The 21,414-nt window shown below is 64.6% G+C and carries 21 protein-coding genes; 12 read left to right on the top strand and 9 right to left on the bottom strand.

The genetic code is table 11. The annotated features are described in order from the left end of the window. Positions 1-124 (top strand): transposase (locus tag AB3X89_RS27935; protein WP_199125460.1); only part of this gene is annotated, 124 nt, incomplete at its 5' end. Between the two features lie 89 nt (positions 125-213). Here the strand turns inward: AB3X89_RS27935 and AB3X89_RS27940 are convergent. From AB3X89_RS27940 to AB3X89_RS27965, 6 genes are all read right to left on the bottom strand, one after another. After that, complete coding sequence (locus tag AB3X89_RS27940) at positions 214-1,761, bottom strand: 2-isopropylmalate synthase (RefSeq protein WP_368586176.1); 1,548 nt, start codon at positions 1,759-1,761, stop codon at positions 214-216. 368 nt (positions 1,762-2,129) lie between these two features. Continuing rightward, positions 2,130-2,999, bottom strand: a complete 870-nt coding sequence (pssA, locus tag AB3X89_RS27945) for a CDP-diacylglycerol--serine O-phosphatidyltransferase (RefSeq protein WP_013088925.1) — start codon at positions 2,997-2,999, stop codon at positions 2,130-2,132. Positions 3,000-3,023: 24 nt separating this feature from the next. Beyond that, entirely contained in the window at positions 3,024-3,662 is a 639-nt protein-coding gene (locus AB3X89_RS27950; RefSeq protein ID WP_115102455.1) for a phosphatidylserine decarboxylase, read from the bottom strand. Between the two features lie 132 nt (positions 3,663-3,794). After that, positions 3,795-4,811 (bottom strand): ketol-acid reductoisomerase, encoded by a 1,017-nt coding sequence (gene ilvC / locus AB3X89_RS27955; protein WP_008920617.1) that lies wholly within the window; start codon positions 4,809-4,811, stop codon positions 3,795-3,797. Positions 4,812-4,915: 104 nt separating this feature from the next. Next, positions 4,916-5,407: an acetolactate synthase small subunit gene (gene ilvN / locus AB3X89_RS27960; protein ID WP_008920618.1), complete on the bottom strand. Its 492-nt coding sequence runs from the start codon at positions 5,405-5,407 to the stop codon at positions 4,916-4,918. A 124-nt stretch (positions 5,408-5,531) separates the two neighbouring features. Beyond that, complete coding sequence (locus AB3X89_RS27965) at positions 5,532-7,295, bottom strand: acetolactate synthase 3 catalytic subunit (RefSeq protein ID WP_368586177.1); 1,764 nt, start codon at positions 7,293-7,295, stop codon at positions 5,532-5,534. 356 nt (positions 7,296-7,651) lie between these two features. On the opposite strand from AB3X89_RS27965, the gene AB3X89_RS27970 reads away from it, so the two are divergent. From AB3X89_RS27970 to AB3X89_RS28020, 11 genes are all read left to right on the top strand, one after another. Beyond that, positions 7,652-8,215, top strand: coding sequence for an RNA polymerase sigma factor (locus tag AB3X89_RS27970; protein WP_368586178.1), 564 nt, complete (start codon positions 7,652-7,654; stop codon positions 8,213-8,215). Next, complete coding sequence (locus tag AB3X89_RS27975) at positions 8,212-8,634, top strand: DUF3619 family protein (RefSeq protein WP_368586179.1); 423 nt, start codon at positions 8,212-8,214, stop codon at positions 8,632-8,634. Before AB3X89_RS27970 ends, AB3X89_RS27975 begins: the two co-directional genes overlap by 4 nt. Before the next feature lie 16 nt (positions 8,635-8,650). After that, complete coding sequence (locus tag AB3X89_RS27980) at positions 8,651-9,424, top strand: DUF3106 domain-containing protein (RefSeq protein ID WP_368586180.1); 774 nt, start codon at positions 8,651-8,653, stop codon at positions 9,422-9,424. Positions 9,425-9,445: 21 nt separating this feature from the next. Continuing rightward, positions 9,446-9,970, top strand: a complete 525-nt coding sequence (locus AB3X89_RS27985; protein WP_368586181.1) for an RDD family protein — start codon at positions 9,446-9,448, stop codon at positions 9,968-9,970. A gap of 270 nt (positions 9,971-10,240) precedes the next feature. Further along, positions 10,241-11,182: a UDP-2,3-diacylglucosamine diphosphatase gene (locus AB3X89_RS27990; protein ID WP_368586182.1), complete on the top strand. Its 942-nt coding sequence runs from the start codon at positions 10,241-10,243 to the stop codon at positions 11,180-11,182. 48 nt (positions 11,183-11,230) lie between these two features. Then, positions 11,231-12,262 carry a glycosyltransferase family 4 protein gene (locus AB3X89_RS27995; protein ID WP_368586234.1) on the top strand — a complete coding sequence of 344 codons (1,032 nt, stop codon included), beginning with the start codon at positions 11,231-11,233 and terminating at the stop codon, positions 12,260-12,262. Between the two features lie 20 nt (positions 12,263-12,282). Next, complete coding sequence (locus tag AB3X89_RS28000; protein WP_368586183.1) at positions 12,283-12,966, top strand: diacylglycerol kinase; 684 nt, start codon at positions 12,283-12,285, stop codon at positions 12,964-12,966. Positions 12,967-13,248: 282 nt separating this feature from the next. Next, on the top strand, positions 13,249-13,974 hold the full coding sequence (locus tag AB3X89_RS28005) for a TetR/AcrR family transcriptional regulator (RefSeq protein ID WP_368586184.1): 726 nt from the start codon (positions 13,249-13,251) through the stop codon (positions 13,972-13,974). A 2-nt stretch (positions 13,975-13,976) separates the two neighbouring features. Further along, complete coding sequence (locus AB3X89_RS28010) at positions 13,977-14,564, top strand: TIGR00730 family Rossman fold protein (RefSeq protein ID WP_368586185.1); 588 nt, start codon at positions 13,977-13,979, stop codon at positions 14,562-14,564. A gap of 45 nt (positions 14,565-14,609) precedes the next feature. Continuing rightward, on the top strand, positions 14,610-15,356 hold the full coding sequence (locus AB3X89_RS28015) for an SDR family oxidoreductase (RefSeq protein WP_368586186.1): 747 nt from the start codon (positions 14,610-14,612) through the stop codon (positions 15,354-15,356). 276 nt (positions 15,357-15,632) lie between these two features. Then, positions 15,633-17,684, top strand: coding sequence for an ArnT family glycosyltransferase (locus AB3X89_RS28020; RefSeq protein WP_368586187.1), 2,052 nt, complete (start codon positions 15,633-15,635; stop codon positions 17,682-17,684). 54 nt (positions 17,685-17,738) lie between these two features. Here AB3X89_RS28020 and AB3X89_RS28025 read toward each other — a convergent pair whose 3' ends face one another. From AB3X89_RS28025 to AB3X89_RS28035, 3 genes are read right to left on the bottom strand one after another with little or no spacing between them, the layout of a single operon-like run. Then, positions 17,739-18,383: a DUF924 family protein gene (locus AB3X89_RS28025; RefSeq protein ID WP_368586188.1), complete on the bottom strand. Its 645-nt coding sequence runs from the start codon at positions 18,381-18,383 to the stop codon at positions 17,739-17,741. Beyond that, complete coding sequence (locus tag AB3X89_RS28030; protein ID WP_368586189.1) at positions 18,376-18,789, bottom strand: group II truncated hemoglobin; 414 nt, start codon at positions 18,787-18,789, stop codon at positions 18,376-18,378. The genes AB3X89_RS28025 and AB3X89_RS28030 overlap by 8 nt, the downstream gene beginning before the upstream one ends. Before the next feature lie 37 nt (positions 18,790-18,826). Then, positions 18,827-21,316 carry an ABC transporter permease gene (locus AB3X89_RS28035; protein ID WP_368586235.1) on the bottom strand — a complete coding sequence of 830 codons (2,490 nt, stop codon included), beginning with the start codon at positions 21,314-21,316 and terminating at the stop codon, positions 18,827-18,829. Positions 21,317-21,414 lie beyond the last annotated feature (98 nt).

A 21,414-nucleotide genomic window follows, 5' to 3' on the forward strand; every position in this document is an offset into this window, starting at 1 on the left:
CACCAGCATCGTTGAAGGGATCAACAACACGATCAAGGTCATCAAGCGCAGAGCTTACGGGTACCGCGACGAGGAGTACTTCTTCCTCAAAATCCGCGCCGCGTTCCCCGGAAATCCTCGATGAACCGAAAAAAAGCCCCGCGTGCCAGGCATCGCGGGGCTTCTCAACGATTCACAGTCGACATTGCGCGCCACCGGCGCGCAATGTTCGCGTTACTCCGAGCGCTGCGGATTCAATTTGTCCGCATTCGAATAGAGTTTGTTGAGCGCCGAGAAATATGCCTTCGCGGACGCCGCGACGATATCCGGATCGGTGCCGGTGCCGTTGACGATGCGTCCGCTCTTCGACAACCGAACGGTCACTTCGCCCTGCGCCTGGGTGCCGGTCGTGATCGCGTTGACCGAGTACAGCAGCAGCTCGGAGCCGCTGCCCACTTCCGTTTCGATCGCGTTGAGCGTGGCGTCGACCGGGCCATTGCCGCGCGCTTCGCCGGTGAACTCTTTACCCTCTACCGAGAATACGACCTTCGCGTGCGGCTGCTCACCGGTTTCCGAATGCTGCGACATCGACAGGAATTTGTAGTGCTCCTTCTCGTGCGCTTCGGCCGATTCCTCGTTGACGATCGCGATGATGTCTTCGTCGAAAATCTCCGCCTTGCGATCCGCAAGTTCCTTGAAGCGCGCGAACGCGGTGTTCAGTTCGGCTTCGCTGTCGAGCGCGATGCCGAGCTCCTGCAGACGCTGTTTGAACGCATTGCGGCCCGACAGCTTGCCGAGCACGATCTTGTTCGCGGTCCAACCCACGTCTTCCGCACGCATGATTTCGTAGGTGTCGCGGGCCTTCAGCACGCCGTCCTGATGGATGCCCGACGCATGCGCGAATGCGTTCGCGCCGACCACGGCCTTGTTCGGCTGCACGACGAAGCCGGTGATCTGCGACACGAGCTTCGAGGCCGGCACGATTTGAGTCGTATCGAGACCGACGTCGAGTCCGAAGTAATCCTTGCGGGTCTTCACCGCCATCACGATTTCTTCGAGCGACGTGTTGCCCGCGCGCTCGCCGAGACCGTTGATCGTGCATTCGACCTGGCGCGCGCCGCCGATCTGCACGCCGGCGAGCGAATTCGCGACCGCCATGCCGAGGTCGTTGTGGCAATGCACGGAGAACACCGCCTTGTGCGAGTTCGGAATGCGCTCGCGCAGCGTCTTCACGAGTTGGCCATAGAGCTCCGGCACACCGTAGCCGACCGTGTCCGCGATGTTGATCGTGGTCGCGCCTTCGGCGATCACCGCTTCGAGCACGCGGCACAGAAAGTCCATATCCGAGCGGCTGCCGTCTTCCGGCGAGAATTCGACGTCGTCGGTAAACTTGCGCGCGAAACGCACCGCGAGCTTGGCCTGCTCGAATACCTGCTCGGGCGTCATGCGCAGCTTCTTTTCCATGTGCAGCGGCGACGTCGCGATGAACGTGTGGATGCGGAAATGATCGGCCGGCTTCAGTGCGTCTGCGGCCTTCTGAATGTCCTTGTCGTTCGCGCGCGCAAGCGAGCAGATCGTGCTGTCCTTCACCAGGCCGGCGATCGTATGGATCGCGTCGAAGTCGCCGTTCGAGCTGGCCGCGAAGCCCGCTTCGATCACGTCGACTTTCATCCGTTCGAGTTGCTTGGCGATGCGGATCTTCTCTTCCTTCGTCATCGACGCGCCGGGCGATTGCTCGCCGTCACGCAGCGTGGTGTCGAAAATGATCAGTTTGTCGGACATGTCGGGCCTCCTCGGGAGTCGTTCAGATGTGTGACCTGGTTTTGGAATAGGACGATGGGTGCGGCCGCTGGCAAGGTAAGGCGATCGCGATGATCGCGGCCGGCGCGGACGGAACGCAAAGACGCATAAGGGCGAGAACCAAGCATGATGGCGCGGCGCAGCGAACGATCTCGCCGACTCGGCAAAATCGGCCAGGTCAACGCACTGATCCGACGACTATAGCGGCATTCCAGCCACCACGCAATGCGCTCCGGCGCGGCCTGCCCCGCGCTCCGAAGCGGGCTCGTAACAGCATCAGCCAATGAAAAACGGCAGCGCGTGGGCTGCCGTTTTTCGTATGTCGCTGCGATGCAGCGAAGCTCAATTCGTCACCGGTCGTGCGACATCGAACGCGCCGGATTGGCCCGGCCGCGTATCGCCTGATAGGCCCAGAACACGTAGCCGGACAGACCGTACAGCACGAACAGACCGAACAGCATCAGCGGCGGATCGGACGACACGAGCACGAACGCGACCACGACCAGCAGGATCACGCCGAACGGCACGCGATGCCGCACGTCGAGCGCCTTGCCGCTGTAGAACGGTGCGTTCGACACCATCGTCACGCCCGCATAGATGGTCAGCACGAAGGCGACCCACGGCAGCCAGACGAGCTTCAGCGGCACGCGGTTGTCGGTGGCGAGCCACACGAAACCGGCGATCAGCGCCGCCGCGGCCGGGCTCGGCATGCCCTGGAAAAAACGCTTGTCGACCACGCCGATGTTCGTATTGAAGCGCGCGAGCCGCAGCGCCGCGCCCGAGCAATAGACGAACGCCGCGAGCCAGCCCCACCGGCCGAGGTCTTTCAGTATCCACTCGTACATCACGAGCGCGGGCGCAACACCGAACGACACCATGTCCGACAGGCTGTCGAACTGCTCGCCGAACGCGCTTTGCGTATGCGTCATGCGCGCGACGCGGCCGTCCATGCCATCGAGCACCATCGCGACGAAGATCGCGATCGCCGCGATCTCGAAGCGCACGTTCATCGCCTGCACGACGGCGAAGAAACCGCAGAACAGCGCGGCCGTGGTGAACGCGTTCGGCAGCAGGTAGATGCCGCGTTTTCTGAGGAACTGCTGACGCTGCGCGCGCCGGCTGTCGGCGGCCGGCGACTCCGTGACCACCGGCTTGTTGCGGCGAAACGGACGCGGCAGCGGTCCGCTGCTGCGAGGTCGACGCGGTTTGAATGCGGCCATTCGAACAACCTCCTGTATGCCGCTTTACAGCTCGGCGAGGATCGTGGACGACGCCGACACCTTCTCGCCGATCGATACGCGCGGACGGCTGCCCACCGGCAGATACACGTCGACGCGCGAACCGAAGCGGATGAATCCGTAACGCTGGCCGCGGGTCAGCGGCTCGCCGGCACGGACGTAGCAAAGAATGCGCCGTGCGATCAATCCGGCGATCTGCACCGAGGTGACCGTCTGGCCGCCGGCCATTTCGATCACCACCGCGTTGCGCTCGTTTTCGAGCGAGGCTTTATCGACCGCGGCGTTCAGATACGCGCCAGGAAAGTATTCGACCTTCGAGATCGCGCCGTCGACCGGCGAGCGCTGCGAGTGCACGTTGAACACGTTCATGAAGACGCTGATCTTCAGCGCTTCACGATTCGCATAAGGATCATGGGCGGTTTCTACCGCGACGATGCGACCGTCGGCGGGACACAGCACCGCGTTGGCCTGCGTCGGAATCGGACGCGCCGGGTCGCGGAAGAACTGCACGACGAAGATCAGGATCAGCCAGAAGAGCCACGCAAAGCCGAACCCCGCGAAGGCGTGAACCAGTAGTGCAACGACGGCCGCGATGGCGATGAACGGCCAGCCTTCTCGCGCGATGATCGGATGAGGGTAATTCATGGATGGCTTCTGTGTTTTTGTAAAACCGTAGGATAGCAAAAGCCGCCCAGGGTTCAGCACCCTTGGACGGCTTTTTGACTGGTCCGGCCGCCGCGCCGAAGCGCCGCGCCGGACCTGGTTACGTCGAGACGCTTAGTTCTTCGACTGGTCGACGAGCTTGTTCTTCGCGATCCACGGCATCATCGCGCGCAGCTTCGAGCCAACCTGCTCGATCTGGTGCTCGGCCGTCAGACGGCGACGCGATTGCAGCGTCGGTGCGCCAGCCTTGTTCTCGATGATGAAGCTCTTCGCGTATTCGCCGGTCTGGATGTCGGTCAGCACGGCCTTCATCGCCTTCTTCGTTTCGGCGGTCACGATGCGCGGACCCGTCACGTACTCGCCGTACTCGGCGTTGTTCGAGATCGAGTAGTTCATGTTTGCGATGCCGCCTTCGTAGATCAGGTCGACGATCAGCTTCAGTTCGTGCAGGCACTCGAAGTACGCCATTTCCGGCGCGTAACCCGCTTCGACCAGCGTTTCGAAGCCAGCCTTGATCAGGTCGACGGTACCGCCGCAAAGCACGGCCTGCTCGCCGAACAGGTCGGTTTCGGTTTCTTCGCGGAAGTTCGTTTCGATGATGCCGGCACGGCCGCCGCCGTTAGCCGCTGCGTACGACAAAGCGATGTCGCGCGCCGCGCCCGACTTGTCTTGCGCAACCGCGATCAGGTGCGGCACGCCGCCACCTTGCGAGTAGGTGCCGCGAACCGTGTGGCCCGGGGCCTTCGGCGCGATCATGATCACGTCGAGGTCAGCACGCGGGATCACCTGGCCGTAATGAACGTTGAAGCCGTGCGCGAACGCGAGCGCTGCGCCCTGCTTGATGTTTGCGTGGACTTCCTTCGCGTACACGTCGGCGATCTGCTCGTCCGGCAGCAGCATCATCACGACGTCCGCGCCCTTCACCGCTTCTGCGACTTCCTTGACTTGCAGGCCGGCGTTTTCAGCCTTGCTCCACGATGCGCCGCCCTTACGCAGACCGACCGTGATGTTCACGCCGCTTTCCTTCAGGTTCAGCGCGTGCGCATGGCCTTGCGAGCCATAGCCGATGATGGTGACCTGCTTGCCCTTGATGAGGGAGAGATCGGCGTCCTTGTCGTAGAAAACTTTCATGTCGGTTCCTTGGCTAGATTCGATGATTCAGAGAAATTCAGGTACTGCGAATGTTGTTATTGCAGCCGGGCGATGCCGCGTTGCCCGGCCTTTCGATCGGGACGTCAGACCTTCAGAATGCGCTCGCCGCGACCGATGCCCGAGCTGCCCGTGCGAACCGTCTCGAGAATCGCCGTGGAGTCGAGCCCCTCGATGAAGGCGTCGAGCTTGTCGCTCGCCCCCGTCAGTTCGATCGTGTAGGTCTTTTCGGTGACGTCGATGATGCGGCCGCGGAAAATGTCCGACATCCGCTTCATCTCCTCACGTTCCTTGCCGACCGCCCTCACCTTGATCAGCATCAACTCGCGTTCGATGTGGGCGCCCTCGGTAAGGTCGACCACTTTCACCACCTCGATCAGGCGGTTCAGATGCTTCGTGATCTGTTCGATCACGTCGTCGGAGCCAACGGAGACGATGGTCATGCGCGACAGCGAACGATCTTCGGTCGGAGCCACCGTCAAGGTTTCAATGTTGTAGCCGCGTGCCGAGAACAGACCCACCACGCGCGACAGCGCGCCCGGTTCGTTTTCCAGCAGGACTGAAATGATGTGTCTCATGTTTCGCTTCTTCCAGATGATGTGTCGATGTCTGCGAGCGGAGCGGCGCCGCCTCGTCTGCTCTCGCCTTTTGTGAAGGCGCGCATTACGAAGCCGGCGCTGGATTCAACCAAACGCCCCGTCGTTAAAGATCTTCCGAACCCATGAGCATCTCGGTGATGCCCTTGCCGGCCTGAACCATCGGCCAGACGTTTTCGGTCGGGTCGGTCTGGAAGTCGAGAAACACCGTGCGATCCTTCAGGCGCAGCGCTTCCTTCAGCGCCGGTTCCACATCGGCCGTCCGCTCGATGCGCATGCCCACGTGACCGTACGCTTCGGCGAGCTTCACGAAGTCCGGCAGCGCATCCATGTACGAATGCGAATAGCGCTTGCTGTATTCGATCTGCTGCCACTGGCGCACCATGCCCAGATAGCGGTTGTTCAGCGAAATAATCTTGATCGGCAGGTCGTACTGCTTGCAGGTCGACAGCTCCTGGATGCACATCTGGATCGAGCCTTCGCCCGTGATGCACAGCACGTCGTCGTCCGGATGGGCCATCTTCACGCCCATCGCGGCCGGCAAACCGAAGCCCATCGTGCCGAGGCCACCGGAGTTGATCCAGCGACGCGGCTTGTTGAACTTGTAGAACTGCGCGGCCCACATCTGATGCTGGCCGACGTCGGAGCACACGAACGCGTTGCCGTCGGTCAGTTCCCACGCCTTTTCGACCACGTACTGCGGCTTGATGATGTCGCTCTTGCGGTCAAACTTCAGGCAGTCTTTCGCGCGCCAGCCTTCGATGTCCTTCCACCACTCGGCGAGCGCCGCGGTGTCGGGGCCATGCTCGGCCGTCTGCAACTGCTCGATCAGTTCCTTCAGCACTTCCTTCACGTCGCCGACGATCGGAATGTCGACCTTAACGCGCTTCGAAATGGAAGAAGGATCGATGTCGATATGAATGATCTTGCGCGGCCGCGACGCGAAGTGGTTCGGGTCACCGATCACGCGGTCGTCGAAGCGCGCGCCGATGGCGATCAGCACGTCGCAGTGCTGCATTGCCATGTTGGCTTCGTACGTACCGTGCATGCCGAGCATGCCGAGGAATTTCTTGTCGCTCGAGCGGTAGCCGCCCAGGCCCATCAGCGTATTGGTGACCGGATAGCCGAGCAGATCGGCAAACTGGTTCAGCTCACGCGACGCGTCCGCGAGCACGATGCCGCCGCCGGTGTAGATATAGGGGCGCTTCGCCGACAGCAGCAGCGACACCGCCTTGCGGATCTGACCGGAGTGGCCCTTCGTGACGGGGTTGTATGAGCGCAGCGACACGCTCTTGATCGGCTCGTACTGGCACGGCGCCTTCGACACGTCCTTCGGAATGTCGATCAGCACCGGGCCGGGACGGCCGGTACGGGCGATGTAGAAGGCTTTCTTGACGGTGGCCGCGAGGTCGCGCACGTCCTTCACGAGGAAGTTGTGCTTCACGCAGGGACGCGTGATGCCGACCGTGTCACATTCCTGGAATGCATCCTGACCGATCGCGGCAGTCGGCACCTGGCCGCTGATCACGACCATTGGGATCGAATCCATATAGGCGGTGGCGATGCCGGTCACCGCATTGGTGACGCCGGGGCCGGAGGTCACGAGACACACGCCGACCTTGCCGGTGGAGCGGGCGTAGGCGTCGGCAGCGTGCACGGCAGCCTGCTCGTGGCGCACCAGCACGTGCTGGAACTTGTCCTGCTTGTACAGCTCGTCGTAAATGTAGAGTACCGAGCCGCCGGGATAGCCCCAGATGAATTCGACGTCTTCGTCGGCCAGTGCCTTCATGAGCACGGTGGCGCCGATAGAGTCTGCTTCGTGAGGGGGGGTCGTATCCGACGTGGAGAATTCCGCGCTGGGCATATTCATTGATTCACCTTTCGAATTTTCGGCAAAAAATTGATCGGGTGCTCTCTGCCGGGCTTGTGGCTCGGGTTCAAGCGGCGCGTCCAGTTGACAGGCGGGCTTCTTGGGCCACACCTCAATTGAGACAACTCACTTATGTTGCGAACCAGCGACGATAGCTGTTGGCGCGCTCGCGGTCAAGAAAATATTGCCATTAGTACACGCGCGGGAGCGCGCGATCGGGCGGAATGTCGACTGTCATGCAAATGCAAGGTTCAGCAGGTTTCACCCCAATCTGAGCAAAAGTTTGTTAGCATCCGCGGGTTTTACGACATTTTTCGACCGATTACGCGCACGCTTGCTGCGCCGACCCCACACGGATGGCATCAGACAAGGAACTCGCCGATTTTCTGGCGGGCGTCGAAAGGCGCGCGTTCAAGCAGACGGTCTACGCCGTGCGGGACGACGATGCGTCCCTCGACATCGTGCAGGACGCGATGATCAAGCTCGCCGAGAAATACGGCGACCGCCCGGCGGCAGAGCTGCCACTGCTGTTTCAGCGTATTCTGCAGAATGCGACACACGACTACTTCCGTCGTGCCAAAGTACGCAACACTTGGGTTAGTCTGTTCTCGTCGCTCGGCAACGCCGATGACGACGAATTCGATCCGCTGGAAACCTTCGAAGCGGAGGCGGGTTCGACTGGCGCCGAGAGCAACGAACAGAAGCTCGAGCGCGAGCAGGTCCTGCAGTTGATCGACGACGAGATCCAGAAATTACCGGCACGTCAACGGGAGGCGTTTCTCATGCGTTATTGGGAAGATATGGATGTCGCCGAGACTGCCGCCGCAATGGGCTGCTCCGAAGGCAGTGTGAAAACGCACTGCTCCCGGGCCACCCACACGCTTGCGCAAGCGCTCAAGGCGAAAGGAATCACGCTATGAGCTCCCTCGAAAACACAGAACTCGAGTTCGCGCGTCAACTGCGCCGCGCGCTCGACGAAAACACCGCCAGCCTCCCGCCCGCCACCGTCGACCGGCTCGCCGCCGCACGTCGCGCCGCGTTGGCGCGCAAAAAGCCTGAAGCCGTCAGCGCGCCGGTGTTCGTGCCTGCGTTCGCCGGCATGCCGGCGGGGCTGCCGCAGGGAGGCTTCGAGCCGCGCCGCCGCTGGTCGCTGCGCCGCTTCGCGCTCGCGTGGCCGCTCGCCGCGCTGGTGGTGAGCCTGATCGGCATCGCGTACTGGGAAGACCAGCAGCGCACCGCCGAACTCGCCGATATCGATGCCGCCATGCTTAGCGACGATCTGCCGCTCAATGCCTATCTCGACCACGGCTTCAACGCGTATCTTTCACGCGCACACTGAGCGGGAGATTCCTCGGGTGAGTTACAAGCGCGGCCTGGCCGTTGTTTTCGGATGCGCAATCGCGGCTCTGGTGTCCTTCGTCGCGACCTATCCGCGTTTTCATCCGAGCCCGTCCCCGGCGGGCCATCCGTCGCCTGACGTCAACGTCGCCGCGTCCACGCCCGCCCCCGCACTTTCCGTCGACTTGCCTGGCCTGCCCGGCAGCAACAGCCCGCTCGCGTGGTCGCGTCTAAGCGCCGCTGAGCATATCGCGCTCGCGCCCTTCGCATCGCAGTGGGATTCGTTCAGCGACGAACGCAAGCGAAAGTGGATCAAGATCGCGTCGCGATACGCAAAGATGTCGCCGGATGCGCAAAAGCGTCTGCATGAGCGCATGAGCGAATGGGTGCGCATGACGCCCGATCAGCGCCGCGTCGCGCGCGAGAACTACCAGGTTTCGAAGGAATTGCCGCGCGAAGCGCGCCAGAATGCATGGAAGGCGTACCAACAACTGCCCGAGGAAACCAAGGAGCGGCTCGCCGCCAGTGAGCGCAAGCGCCGCCCCAGCGTCGTGAGCGCGCCGCCGTCGGCTCGCAATGAGATCAAGGGCATCGACCGGTTCGTGAACGCGCGCGAGCACGGCGCGGCCGCCAGCGCTGCCGCGGCGGCGAGCGCCGCGCCGGCCGCCTCCGCACCGGCCGCGGCCTCGCTGCCGGCTACCCCCGCGATTCCGGCGGCGGGCAGCTTCGTGCCGGCGACGCCCGTGCCGGTGTCGCCGGCCGAAGCGCCGGCGATTTTCCACGGCTCCTGATTCCCGACTCGAGCCCATTACGTGTCCCAGCCGCTCGTCACTCCCACCCTGCCCGCCGCCGCGCCCGGCGGCACGGCGCCCACCGTCCGGCGACGGCTGGCGGCGCTGCTCTACGAAGCGGTCATTCTGTTCGGCGTGGTGTTTCTCGCCGGCTATCTGTTCAGCACGCTGACGCAGCAGCGGAACGGGCTCGCGCATCACAACCTGCTCGCCGGCTGGATTGGCCTCGTGGTTGGCGTGTATTTCGTCTGGTTCTGGACGCATGGCGGCCAGACGCTGCCGATGAAAACCTGGCGGTTACGGGTTGTCGGCGCTGATGGCCAGCCGATTTCCATTGGACGGGCGATTGGGCGGTACTTGCTCGCCTGGTTGTGGTTTTTGCCGCCGTTGGCGGTGCATCCGCTTCTTGGGTTGCGGGTGCCGCAGACGCTTGTCGTTGCGGGGGTCTGGTTCGTGGTGTGGGCCGCGAGTGGGCGGTTTGATTCGCAGCGGCAGTTTTTTCATGATCGGCTCGCGGGGACGCGGGTGGTCCAGGTTGTGCGCTAGCGCGCGTGCTGAATGCGTTGCCGCCTTTGGCGGGGTTAGGCTTTTTTGTCGTTGTTCTGGCTTCTTTGGCCTTTCCTTGCTGACTTGTCGGTCTATTGGCGTTGCACAGGCGCAACGCTAATAGACAAAGCAAGGAAAGGCCAAAAAAGCCAGAACAACGAAAAAACAGGCCCCGCCAAGGCTGCTCCGTAATAAGAACTTCTCGTGACTGTCATGGCAGAGTCACTCGCGCCTGGCCCAATACGGGCACCGCCACTCGACGCGTGAGCCATGGACCCCAATACGTCCGCGACTTCCCTGTTTCGTCAAACCGGACCGAGCGTCGACCCCGTCGCGTTCCGGCCCGCCCCGGGTTCTACTCATCACGGCTTGCCGCTGCCGGCGACGCCATCGCTCGACGCCCACGCCGATCATTCCGATGACGGCCACGACGATCCGCATCGCTATCGCACGATCTGGCTCTCGGATATCCATCTCGGCTCGAGCGGCTGCCAGGCGGGTTATCTGCTCGACTTCCTGCGCCACAACGAATCGGAGTACCTGTACCTCGTCGGCGACATCATCGACGGCTGGCAGTTGAAGAAAGGCTGGTACTGGCCGCAGGCCCACAACGACGTCGTCCAGAAAGTGCTGCGCAAGGCGCGCAAAGGCACCCAGGTCATCTACGTGCCCGGCAATCACGACGAAGCCGCGCGCCAGTTCTGCGACCTCGCGTTCGGCGACATCCACGTGCGCGGCGAAGCGTTCCACACGACGCTCGCCGGCAAGCGGCTGTGGATCGTGCACGGCGATCTGTTCGACGGCGTGATCCAGCATGCGAAGTGGCTCGCCTATCTCGGCGACACGCTGTACACGATGATCCTCGTGCTGAACCGCTGGTTCAACCGCATTCGCAGCAAGCTCGGCTTCCCGTACTGGTCACTGTCGCAATACCTGAAGCATCAGGTCAAGAACGCGGTCAACTTCATCTCGTCGTTCGAAACCGTGATGACCGACGAAGCGCGTCGCCGCGGCTGTGACGGTGTGGTCTGCGGGCACATCCACAAGGCCGAGATGCGCGAGATCGACGGCGTGCTCTATTGCAACGATGGCGATTGGGTCGAGAGTCTGTCGGCGCTCGTCGAGACCTATGAAGGCGAACTCAAGGTGATCTTCTGGACCGCGCTGCGCGCGCCCCAGGCGCGTGCGCAAAAAGCCCGCGCCACCGCCTGAGCACTTCCACTGTCCACTTCCACAGGGCCCGCAGCGATGAACAACGCGATGAAGATCATGATCGTCACCGACGCATGGGAGCCGCAGGTCAACGGCGTCGTGCGCACGCTGAAGAACACCCGGCGCGAACTGGCCGCGCTCGGCCACCAGGTCGATCTGCTGACACCGCTCGAATTCCGCACCATCCCGTGCCCGACTTATCCGGAGATACGCCTGTCGCTGCTGCCGCGCCGCCGGCTGCGCGAGCGCATCGACCGTTTCGCGCCCGATGCGTTGCACATCGCCACCGAAGGTCCGCTCGGCATGGCCGCGCGCGCGTATGCGCTGGAGCACAAGCTGCCGTTCACGACCGCGTATCACACGCGCTTTCCCGAGTACGTGCAGGCGCGCTTTCGCATCCCGCTCGCGGCGACCTACAAGTTTCTGCACTGGTTCCACAAGCCGTCGCTCGCGGTGATGGCGCCGACGCCCGTCGTCAAGCAGGACCTCGAAAAGTTCGGCTTCACCAACGTCGTGCTGTGGACGCGCGGCGTCGATCTCGAGATCTTCCGTCCGATGGACTCGAAGGTGCTCAACACCGCGCGGCCGATCTTCCTGTACGTGGGACGCGTGGCGGTCGAGAAGAACGTCGAGGCATTCTTGCAGCTCGATCTGCCCGGCTCGAAGTGGGTCGCGGGCGAAGGTCCGGCGCTCGCCGAGCTGAAGTCGCGCTACCCGCAGGTGAACTATCTGGGCGTGCTGTCGCAGGCCGAACTCGCGAAGGTCTACGCGGCCGCCGACGTCTTCGTGTTTCCGAGCCGCACCGACACGTTCGGGCTCGTGCTGCTCGAAGCGCTCGCATGCGGCACGCCGGTGGCCGCGTATCCGGTCACCGGCCCGATCGACGTGCTAGGCGACGGCGGCGCCGGTGCAATGCACGAGGATCTGCGCGAGGCCTGTCTCGAGGCACTGAAGATCGAGCGATCGCATGCGCGCGCGTGGGCCGAGCGCTTTTCGTGGGCAGCGGCGTCCGCACAATTCGCCGCGCATTTGAAGCCACTGCGCGGCACGGCGTATCGTGAGGAAAGCGCCGCTGCGTGATGCGGCGCGCGGAGCTATCCATGCGAAGCAGTCGATCCAGCGCCGAAGGCGCGTCGAACGGCGCACTGCGCGCCGTCGAGTCCAGCCGCGACACCGCGAGCATCGAACCGTTCGATGATGTCCGCGAGCCGGGTGTGAGCGGGCATGCGGACACCGTGCATCGGGTGGACGGCGCGAGGTCCATGAACGGCGGCCCCAGCGTCTCGGGCGGCGTGCAGCATGACGCCAGCCACGACACAACTCGCGACTCGAGCCACGACGTCCCCAACGAACCGCTCAGTCCCGACGACCCGCTCGCCCCGCTGCCCTTCAACCCCTACAAGGGCAACCGCGGCCCCACGCGCGCATGGCACGCGATGAAAAACTCGCTGGCCGGCTTTCGCGTCGCGATTCGCGAGGAAAGCGCGTTTCGTCAGGAACTCACGCTGGCCGCGATCCTGATTCCGTGCGGCCTCGTGGTACCCGTCGATCCCGTGTCGCGTGTGCTGCTGCTCGGCTCGGTGCTGCTCGTGCTGATCGTCGAGCTGCTCAATTCGAGCGTCGAAGCAGCCATCGACCGGATCTCGCTCGAACGTCACGAGCTGTCGCGGCGCGCGAAGGATCTCGGCAGCGCGGCCGTGATGGTCGCGCTCGGCATGTGTGTGATGACGTGGGGGGTGATCGTCGGGCCGCTGGTCGTCGGCTGGGTTCGCGCGTGGCTTTGAATCTCGACGCGGGTTGCAGCGCACGCTTGCCCCTGTCCGACATGGTTGAATATCCCCGCAGGCGGTTGGGTATTAGAACGCTCGGTTTATAATCGTTTAACGGTCTCACAGGAAAGGCGCTCGCGCAAACGTATCCGCGCATCGCCTCATCCTGCCCTTTCGGGGGGCCCGCCGCGTGTCGGCGGGTTCGGGAGAGCTCAATATACCAACCGCATCCGGGTGGAACACGCAGCGGCGGCACGCCGCCATGCGCCCAGCCCGGCATAACGAGGGCCGGACGACATGGAAGCCAAACCTCCCCGCCGCACGCGCGAACGGATTCTCGAACTGTCGTTGAAGCTGTTCAACGAAATCGGCGAGCCGAACGTCACGACGACGACGATCGCCGAGGAAATGGAAATCAGCCCAGGCAACCTGTACTACCACTTCCGCAACAAAGACGACATCATCAACAGCATCTTCAGCCAGTTCGAGCAGGAGATGGAGAAGCGTCTGCGTTTCCCCGACGACCATCGCGCGACCATCGACGAAATGTGGTCGTATCTGCAGTACATGGTCGATTTCACGTGGCGCTACCGCTTCCTGTACCGCGACCTGAACGACCTGCTCGCACGCAATCGCACGCTCGAGACGCACTTCAAGCAGATCATCAGCCACAAGGTGCGCTTCGCGAGCCAGTTCTGCGAGCAGCTCGTCGCCGATGGCGAAATGGTCGCGACGCCGCAGGAAATGCAGGTGATTGCGACCAACGTCGGCGTGATCGGCACGTACTGGCTGTCGTATCAGTTCGTGATGAATCCGCGCAAATACAACGAGCAGGAAGCGATCCGCGAGGAACTGCATCAGGTCAGCGTGCAGATCGTCTCGCTGATGGCGCCCTACCTGCGCGGCCGCTCGCGGCAGCTGTTCGACGACCTCGTATCGGGCATCCTGCCCAAGCGCGAGTTCTACGACTACCTGCCGCCGCGTGAAGGCGCCGCGCCTCGCAACGAATCGAAGGAAAGTTGAGTATGAAGTCGGTGTGTGTCTATTGCGGCTCTTCTATGGGAGCCAAACCGCTGTATGCGCAGGCGGCGCGCGCGTTCGGCCGCGCCCTCGTCGAGGCCGATCTCGCGCTCGTCTTTGGCGGCGGCAAAGTGGGACTGATGGGCGTGATCGCCGACACCGTGATGGCCGAAGGCGGCCGCGCGATCGGCGTGATTCCCGAGCTGCTCGTCAGCAAGGAAGTGGGTCATAACGGCCTGACCGAGCTGCACGTGGTGCCCGACATGCATCATCGCAAGAAGATGATGGCCGAGCTGTCCGATGCGTTCGTCGCGATGCCGGGCGGCGCGGGCACACTCGAGGAGCTGTTCGAGGTCTTTACGTGGGCGCAGCTCGGCTATCACGGCAAGCCGGTCGCGCTGCTGAACACGGGCGGCTTCTACGAACCGCTGATCCGCCTGCTTGAGCACACAGTCGACGAAGGCTTCCTGCGTAAGACCTATCTCGACATGCTGCAGATCGACGCCGATCCGCTCGCGTTGATCGGCAAGCTGCAACGTTACGCGCCGCCCGCTCGCGACAAATGGACGGCGGTCCAAAGCGACGCGATCTGAATCCGCGGCACGCCGCACACGCATCACCCCGACGACGAGGTTGCGATGACGAAAGCTGTTCTTATCACCGGCGGCAGCCGCGGCATTGGCCGAGCCACCGCGCGTCTGCTAGGCGCGCGCGGCTGGTATGTCGGCGTGAACTACGTGCGTGACCTCGCCGCCGCCCAGCAGACGGTCGCCGAGGTCGAACACGCGGGCGGCCGCGCGCTCCCGATCGCCGGCGATGTCGCGAACGAAGCCGACGTGATTCGCATGTTCGATATGCTGCAGCAATCCTTCGGCCGCATCGACGCGCTCGTCAACAACGCCGGCATCGTCGCGCCGTCGAGCCAGCTCGCCGATATGGACTTCGCGCGTCTGAAACGCGTGTTCGACGTCAACGTCCTCGGCGCCTATCTGTGCGCGCGCGAAGCGGCGCGGCGCATGTCGACTCAGCGCGGCGGCGCGGGCGGCGCGATCGTCAACGTTTCGTCGGCGGCGGCGCGGCTCGGTTCGCCGAACGAATACGTCGACTACGCCGGGTCGAAAGGCGCAATCGACACGATGACGATCGGCCTCGCAAAAGAACTCGGCCCGCAGGGCGTGCGCGTGAACGCGGTGCGTCCGGGTCTGATCGACACCGAGATCCATGCGAGCGGCGGCAAGCCCGAACGCGCCGCACAACTGGGCGCGACGACACCGCTCGGCCGCCCCGGCCGGGCCGACGAAGTCGCCGAGGCCATCGTATGGCTGCTCAGCGACGCGTCGTCGTACGTGACGGGCGCGCTGTTCGACGTCGCCGGCGGCCGCTGAGCGAACGTCGCGTTCAACGGGACACACAAGCCTCGAACGCATAGCGCGGTCCGCTACGGCCGCGCCTTTTTCCGCGCTCCCTCTCTCGTTCCACGAATCCCCGTCGATTTGTCGTGAAACCGACATAGCCGCGCATCGAATGCGCGCCTTTCTGCACCTGTAATCTTCCGTAATAATGCGGCGCTACAATCGGTCGGATCGAATGCATTCGCAGGCGACGTAAGCAAAACATAAGTACGAGGCCAACGCCGACGCGTACGCTGACCAGAGACTTCCATGCAAGACAAGCAGTCCACGCGCTGGCGCGCGCACAATGCCAGCGCGACGGCCGTGACCTCGGCCGCTCCAGCAGGCCGTGCGCAAGAGGCCGCGCTTAGCGCCAGCACCGCGCACCCGTTCGCCGGCGCGCAGGCCCAGCCCGCAATTGGAGACACCGCGGCTTCGGCGCTCGCGATCCATAGCGTCGACACAGCGCAGACATCGGACTCAGCCGTTTCCGCCGACCGCGCCGCGCGCGGCCTGCAGCGTTGGCGCGCGCTCGCGGCGATTCGTCCGCTGCTGTGGTTCGTCGCGCTGGCGATCCTGTGCGCGTGGCTCGTCCCCGGCATTCTCGGCCACGAGCCATGGAAGCAGGACGAAACCTACACATTCGGCATCGTGCAGCACATGCTCGATACCGGCGACCTCGTCGTGCCGACCAATGCCGGCCAGCCCTTCGTCGAAAAGCCGCCGATCTACGACTGGGTCGCCACCGGCCTCGCGTGGATGTTCGGCCGCTATTTGCCGCTGCACGATGCGGCACGGCTCGCGAGCGCGCTGTTCGCGGGCCTGACGGTGTACTACACCGCGCGCGTCGCGCGTCGCGCGGTCGCTGCGTCGAGCTGGTTCGACCTGCGCGTGATCGGCACGCTCGCGCTGTTCGGCGGCACGCTCGTCGTCGTCAAGCACGTGCACGACATGATGACCGACGTCGCGCTGATGGCCGGCGCCGCGCTCGGCTTTTGCGGACTATTCGAACTCGTGCTGGTGCATCTGCGTGACGACCCGCGCGCGGCCTCTTATTTCCCGATGGATGCTCAGGCCGCCCGGCAGATCAAACCGCTCGATGCCCGCGCGCGGCGTCACGCGATCCTCAGCGGCGCGACGATGTTCGGCGCGGGCGTCGGCGTGTCGCTGCTCGCCAAGGGGCTGTTCGTGCCGCTCGTGTTCGGCGCCACCACCTGTGCTGCGCTGTTGCTCTATCCGGCTTGCCGCAGCCGCGGCTTCGCGGGCGCGCTGAGCCTCGCCGCGCTCGTCTGCGCGCCCTTCGCGCTGATCTGGCCAATCTGCTTCTACCTGCGCTCCGAGGCACTCTTCAAGGTGTGGCTGTGGGATAACAACGTCGGGCGCTTCTTCGGTTTTTCAGTCGCCGAGCTCGGCTCCGAAAACGAGAGTCACCTGTTCGTGCTGCGCACCGTGCTGAGCGTCGGCTTTCCGGTCGTGCCGCTCGCGCTGACCGCGCTCGCGGGTGGCGCATGGCGGCGCTGGCGCGATCCGTGCGTGGTGTTGCCGATGCTGTTCGCCGGCATCGGTTTCGCGGTGCTGCAAACTTCGGCGACGGTCCGCGAACTCTACATCCTGCCGTTCATCGCACCGCTCGCGCTGGTCGCGATGCAGGGCGTCGAACGCTTGCCGGCGCGCCTGCATACCGGCTGGGATATGACGAGCCGCGTGCTGTTCGGCAGCGCGGCCGCACTCGTGTGGATCGTCTGGTCCACCATGACGAACCCGGCGAGCAACCATGCGTCGCTGCATCTGCTCGGCCGCTGGCTGCCGCTCGACTGGGTGCTGCCGATTTCGCCCGCGCTGATCATCGGTGCACTCGTGCTGACGATCGGCTGGCTGTGGCTGCTGCCGTCGTTCAAGTACGCGGGCAAATGGCGCGGCGCGCTCAGCTGGTGCGCGGGCGCGATGCTCGTCTGGGGGCTCGTCAGCACGCTGCTGCTGCCGTGGCTCGACTACGCGAAAAGCTACCGCTCGGTGTTCCGCGACCTCGGCGCGAAGATGGATATCGAATGGAACGACGGCGACTGCATGGCGAGCTCCGGCCTCGGCGAATCCGAAGCGCCGATGCTCTTCTACTACACGGGCATCGTGCATCAGCCGAGCGAAGATCCGCGCACGACCGCCTGCACGTGGCTGATCGAGGAAAGCCACCGCGATAACGCGCGGCCGCCGGCCGGCGAATGGCGGCTGTTCTGGTCCGGCGCGCGGCCGGGTGATTCGGATGAGCTCTTGCGCGTGTTCGTGCGCACGCCGGTGGCGGGCAAGCTACGCGGCGACGAGTAAAGCCGCGCAACACGTCGCGCCGGCCGAGTGCTTCGCGTGCGCGTCCGCGCTGATTCAGAACCTCGAACCGGGCTCGCGCAGAAACGCGATCTCCTCATCGCTCGATTCACGTCCGAGCAACACGTTGCGATGCGGAAAGCGGCCAAACCGCTCGATCACTTTCGCGTGGCGCAGCGCGTGTTGATAGTAGCCGTCACCGCCCGGCTCCTGCGCCAGCTGTTTGAAGAGGCGCAGCGACTCCTGCTGGCTCGCGAGCGATTCAGCGTGCTCGAACGGCAGATACGCGAACGCCCGATGCTGCACGCCTGGCAACAGCCGATCGGCGCCGCTCGCGATCATTCGTTGCGCGGTTTGCAGCGCCTTGCTGTCGGTCGCGAACGCGCGCGGCGTCCCACGATGGCAGTTGCGGGAAAACTGGTCCAGCACGATCACGAGCGCCAACGCGCCCAACGGCGTGGCCTGCCATGCGTCGAGCTCCCCCGCGTTGGCCGCATCGATCAGGTTCCCGAAACGCTCGCGCAGCATCGCATCCACGGCGTCATTGCGCTTGAACCAGAGCTTGCGCTCGGTGCCGTGCTCCGGCGTGCCCGGCGCGCCGAACCAGCAGTCGAGAATCTCCCGTGCGCGCGGCTCGAGCGCCGCATAGTCGGCTTCGACCGAGTACGGTGCCGAGGCGGCGTGCGGCGGCGTGTCAGCCATTGCGGTTGCGCATCCAGTCGGCGGTTTCGAAGAACGAGCCGAGCAGCCGCTCGCGCAGCGGCTCCGGCAAGCCGATGTCCTCCATCGCCCACGCCATGCACCTCAACCACTGGTCGCGCTCGCTCGACGCGATCGCAAACGGCAGATGCCGCGCGCGCAAACGGGGATGGCCAAAGCGGCTGATGTAATGATCGGGACCGCCGAGCCAGCCGCACAAAAACCAGAACAGCTTGTCGCGCGAACCCTCGAGCGATGCCGGATGCAGCGCGCGAATCCCGGCGAAATCCGCCTCGAGATCCATCAGGTCGTAAAACTGGTCGACCAGTTCGCGCACGCGCGCCTCGCCGCCCACCAGTTCGAAGGCCGTCGGCTTGTCCGAGGACACTTCGTCGTTCAAATCGCTCATACCCTGCTCAACAGCAAATAAACATCACAAAGAAAGCTCACGCGTCGCGCAGCGATTGCAGCGCGGGCCGCGCCAACACATGCCGCAGACTCAGCCACCCGCCGACACCAGCACAGGCGATACCCGCGCAAATGCCCGCCGGCAGCAGCCACGGATCGAAGTCCAGATAGAACTCGAACACGTGCGTGGCCAGCAGCGAGCCGATGACCTGCGCGCCGACCGCCGCCATCAGGCCTGCTAGCGCACCGACCGCGACGAACTCGGCCACCTGCACCGCCCGCACCTGACGATGCGATGCGCCCAGCGCACGCAGCAGCGCGGATTCTCGCATACGCTCGTCGCGCGTACCGGCGAGCGCCGCGTACAGCACCAGCACGCCGGCCGCGAGCGTGAACGCGAACAGGAACTGCACCGCGCCGATCACCTGCTGCAACACGCGCTGCACCTGCGCGAGGATCGGGCCGGTGTCGATCGCGGTCAGATTGGGATACGCGGCGATCAGGCCGTCGATCGTCGACTGCTTATCCGCGGGCAGATGGAAGCTCGTGATGAATGTCGCCGGGAAGTCCTGCAACGAGACGGGCGGCATCAGTACGAAGAAATTGACCTTGAACGACCCCCAGTCGAGCTTGCGCACGCTCGTCACCGGCGCCTCGATGGTCAGTCCCGTCACGTCGAAGCGCAGTACGTCGCCGGGCTTCACGTTGATCAGCTTCGCGAGACCCTGCTCGATCGAAATCTGCGGCTTCGTCGTATCGCCGAACCAGCTGCCCGCGGCGATCCGGTTGTCGTCGGGCAGTTGCGTCGTGTACGACAGGTTGAACTCGCGGTCCACCAGACGCCTAGCGTCCGCGCCCTTGAACGAGTCCGGGTTGACTGCCTTGCCGTTGATCGCGACGAGCCGCCCGCGCACCATGGGCGACAACTCCACGCCAGCGATGCCGTGCGCGTCCAGATACTGCGTGACCGCGTCGCGCTGATCAGGCTGGATGTCGATGATGAACTCGTTGGGCGCATCGGGCGGCGTCGATTTGCGCCAGCCCTGCACGAGGTCGTTGCGCGTCATCGCGATCAGCAACAGGCACATCAGGCCGATGCCGAGCGCGGTGATTTGCAGCGCACTGGTGCTGCTGCGCCGCTCCAGCGACGCGAGCGCATAGCGCCAGCCGATGCCCGCATTGACGCGCTCGCTGCGCACCACGCGCGCCGCGCCCCACAGCGCGAGCCGCGCGATGCCTGCGAACACCAGCAAGCCGCCCGCGAATCCACCCGCGACGATGCCGCCGAGCTTCAATTCGCCGGCGGCGAGAATCAGCAACCCCGCGAACAGCACAATGCCGAACGCATAGGCGGCCCACGCGGTGCGCCCCTCCTCGCCCCATTCACGCCGCAGCACGCGCACCGGTGGAACGCGCGTGAGCGGCAACAGCGGCGGCAGCGCGAAGCCGAGCAGCAGCACGAGGCCGGCCGCAATGCCTTCGAACGCGGGCCACAGCGTCGGCTGCGGCAGCACCACGTCGATCAGGCCGCCGAGCCACGTCAGCAGCGCGAGATGCCCCAGATAACCGAGCGCCACGCCGAGCACCCCGCCGAGCAGGCCGAGCCCGACGAATTCGAGCGTGAACAGCGCCCGTAGCGCGGCCTGGCTCGCGCCGAGACAGCGCATCGCCGCGCAGCCGTCGAGATGCCGGCGCATGAAGCGGTGCGCGGCCATCGCGATCGCGACCGCTGCGAGCAGCGCGGTCAACAGCGACACGAGCGTCAGGAAATGGCCCGCGCGATCGAGCGTCTGACGCACCTGCGGCTGGCCGTCCTGCAGAGACTCGAGCGCGACGCCGCGCATCTTGCCGGCGTCGACGTGCTCGTGCGCAAACTGCGCGAAGCGCGCGACCGCGTCGTCGGAGCCGGCGACCAGCAACCGGTACGTGACCCGGCTGCCGTACGTGATCAGGCCGGTCGCCTGCACTTCGTCGGCGCGCAGCATCAGGCGTGGCGAAAAGTTGACGAACGAGAAGCCGCGATCGAGCTCGCGCGTGATCAGCGCGCCGACCGTGAAGCTGCGATTGCCGACCTTCACCGCATCGCCGACCTTCAGCTTCAGCGCGTCGAGCAATTCCTGGTCGACCCAGACGGTGCCCGGCGCCGGAATCGAAGTTGCCGGATGATCGGCCGCACCCGGCGCCGCCGCGATGCGCAGCGCGCCGCGCAACGGATAGCCCGGCGACACCGCCTTGACGGCGGCGAGCCGCGACGCCGGCTGCGCGCCGGTCGAGTTGATCATGCTGGGAAAGATCGCCGTGGTGGCGGTGCGCAGGCCCAGGGCGTGCGCCTCGGCCGCGAATTGCGGATCGACCGGATGATCGGCGCGCACGATGAAGTCGGCGGCGATCATGCGCCGCGCATCGCGCTCGAGCCCCTGATGCAGCCGGTCGCCCAGAAACCCGACGCTCGACAACGCCGCGACCGCCAGCACGAGCGCGAGCAGCAACATCGTCAGTTCGCCCGCGCGCCAGTCGCGCGCCGTCATCCGCATGGCCTGGCGCAACAGATCGATGCCGCCGAGCCGGCGCGCCGGTCTGGTGTCGGCGCGCGTTCTTGAACCCGCCTTAGATCCTGGTAGTGCTT

The organism is Paraburkholderia sp. BR14320 (genome assembly GCF_040948665.1).
Classification (GTDB): Bacteria; Pseudomonadota; Gammaproteobacteria; order Burkholderiales; family Burkholderiaceae; genus Paraburkholderia; species Paraburkholderia youngii.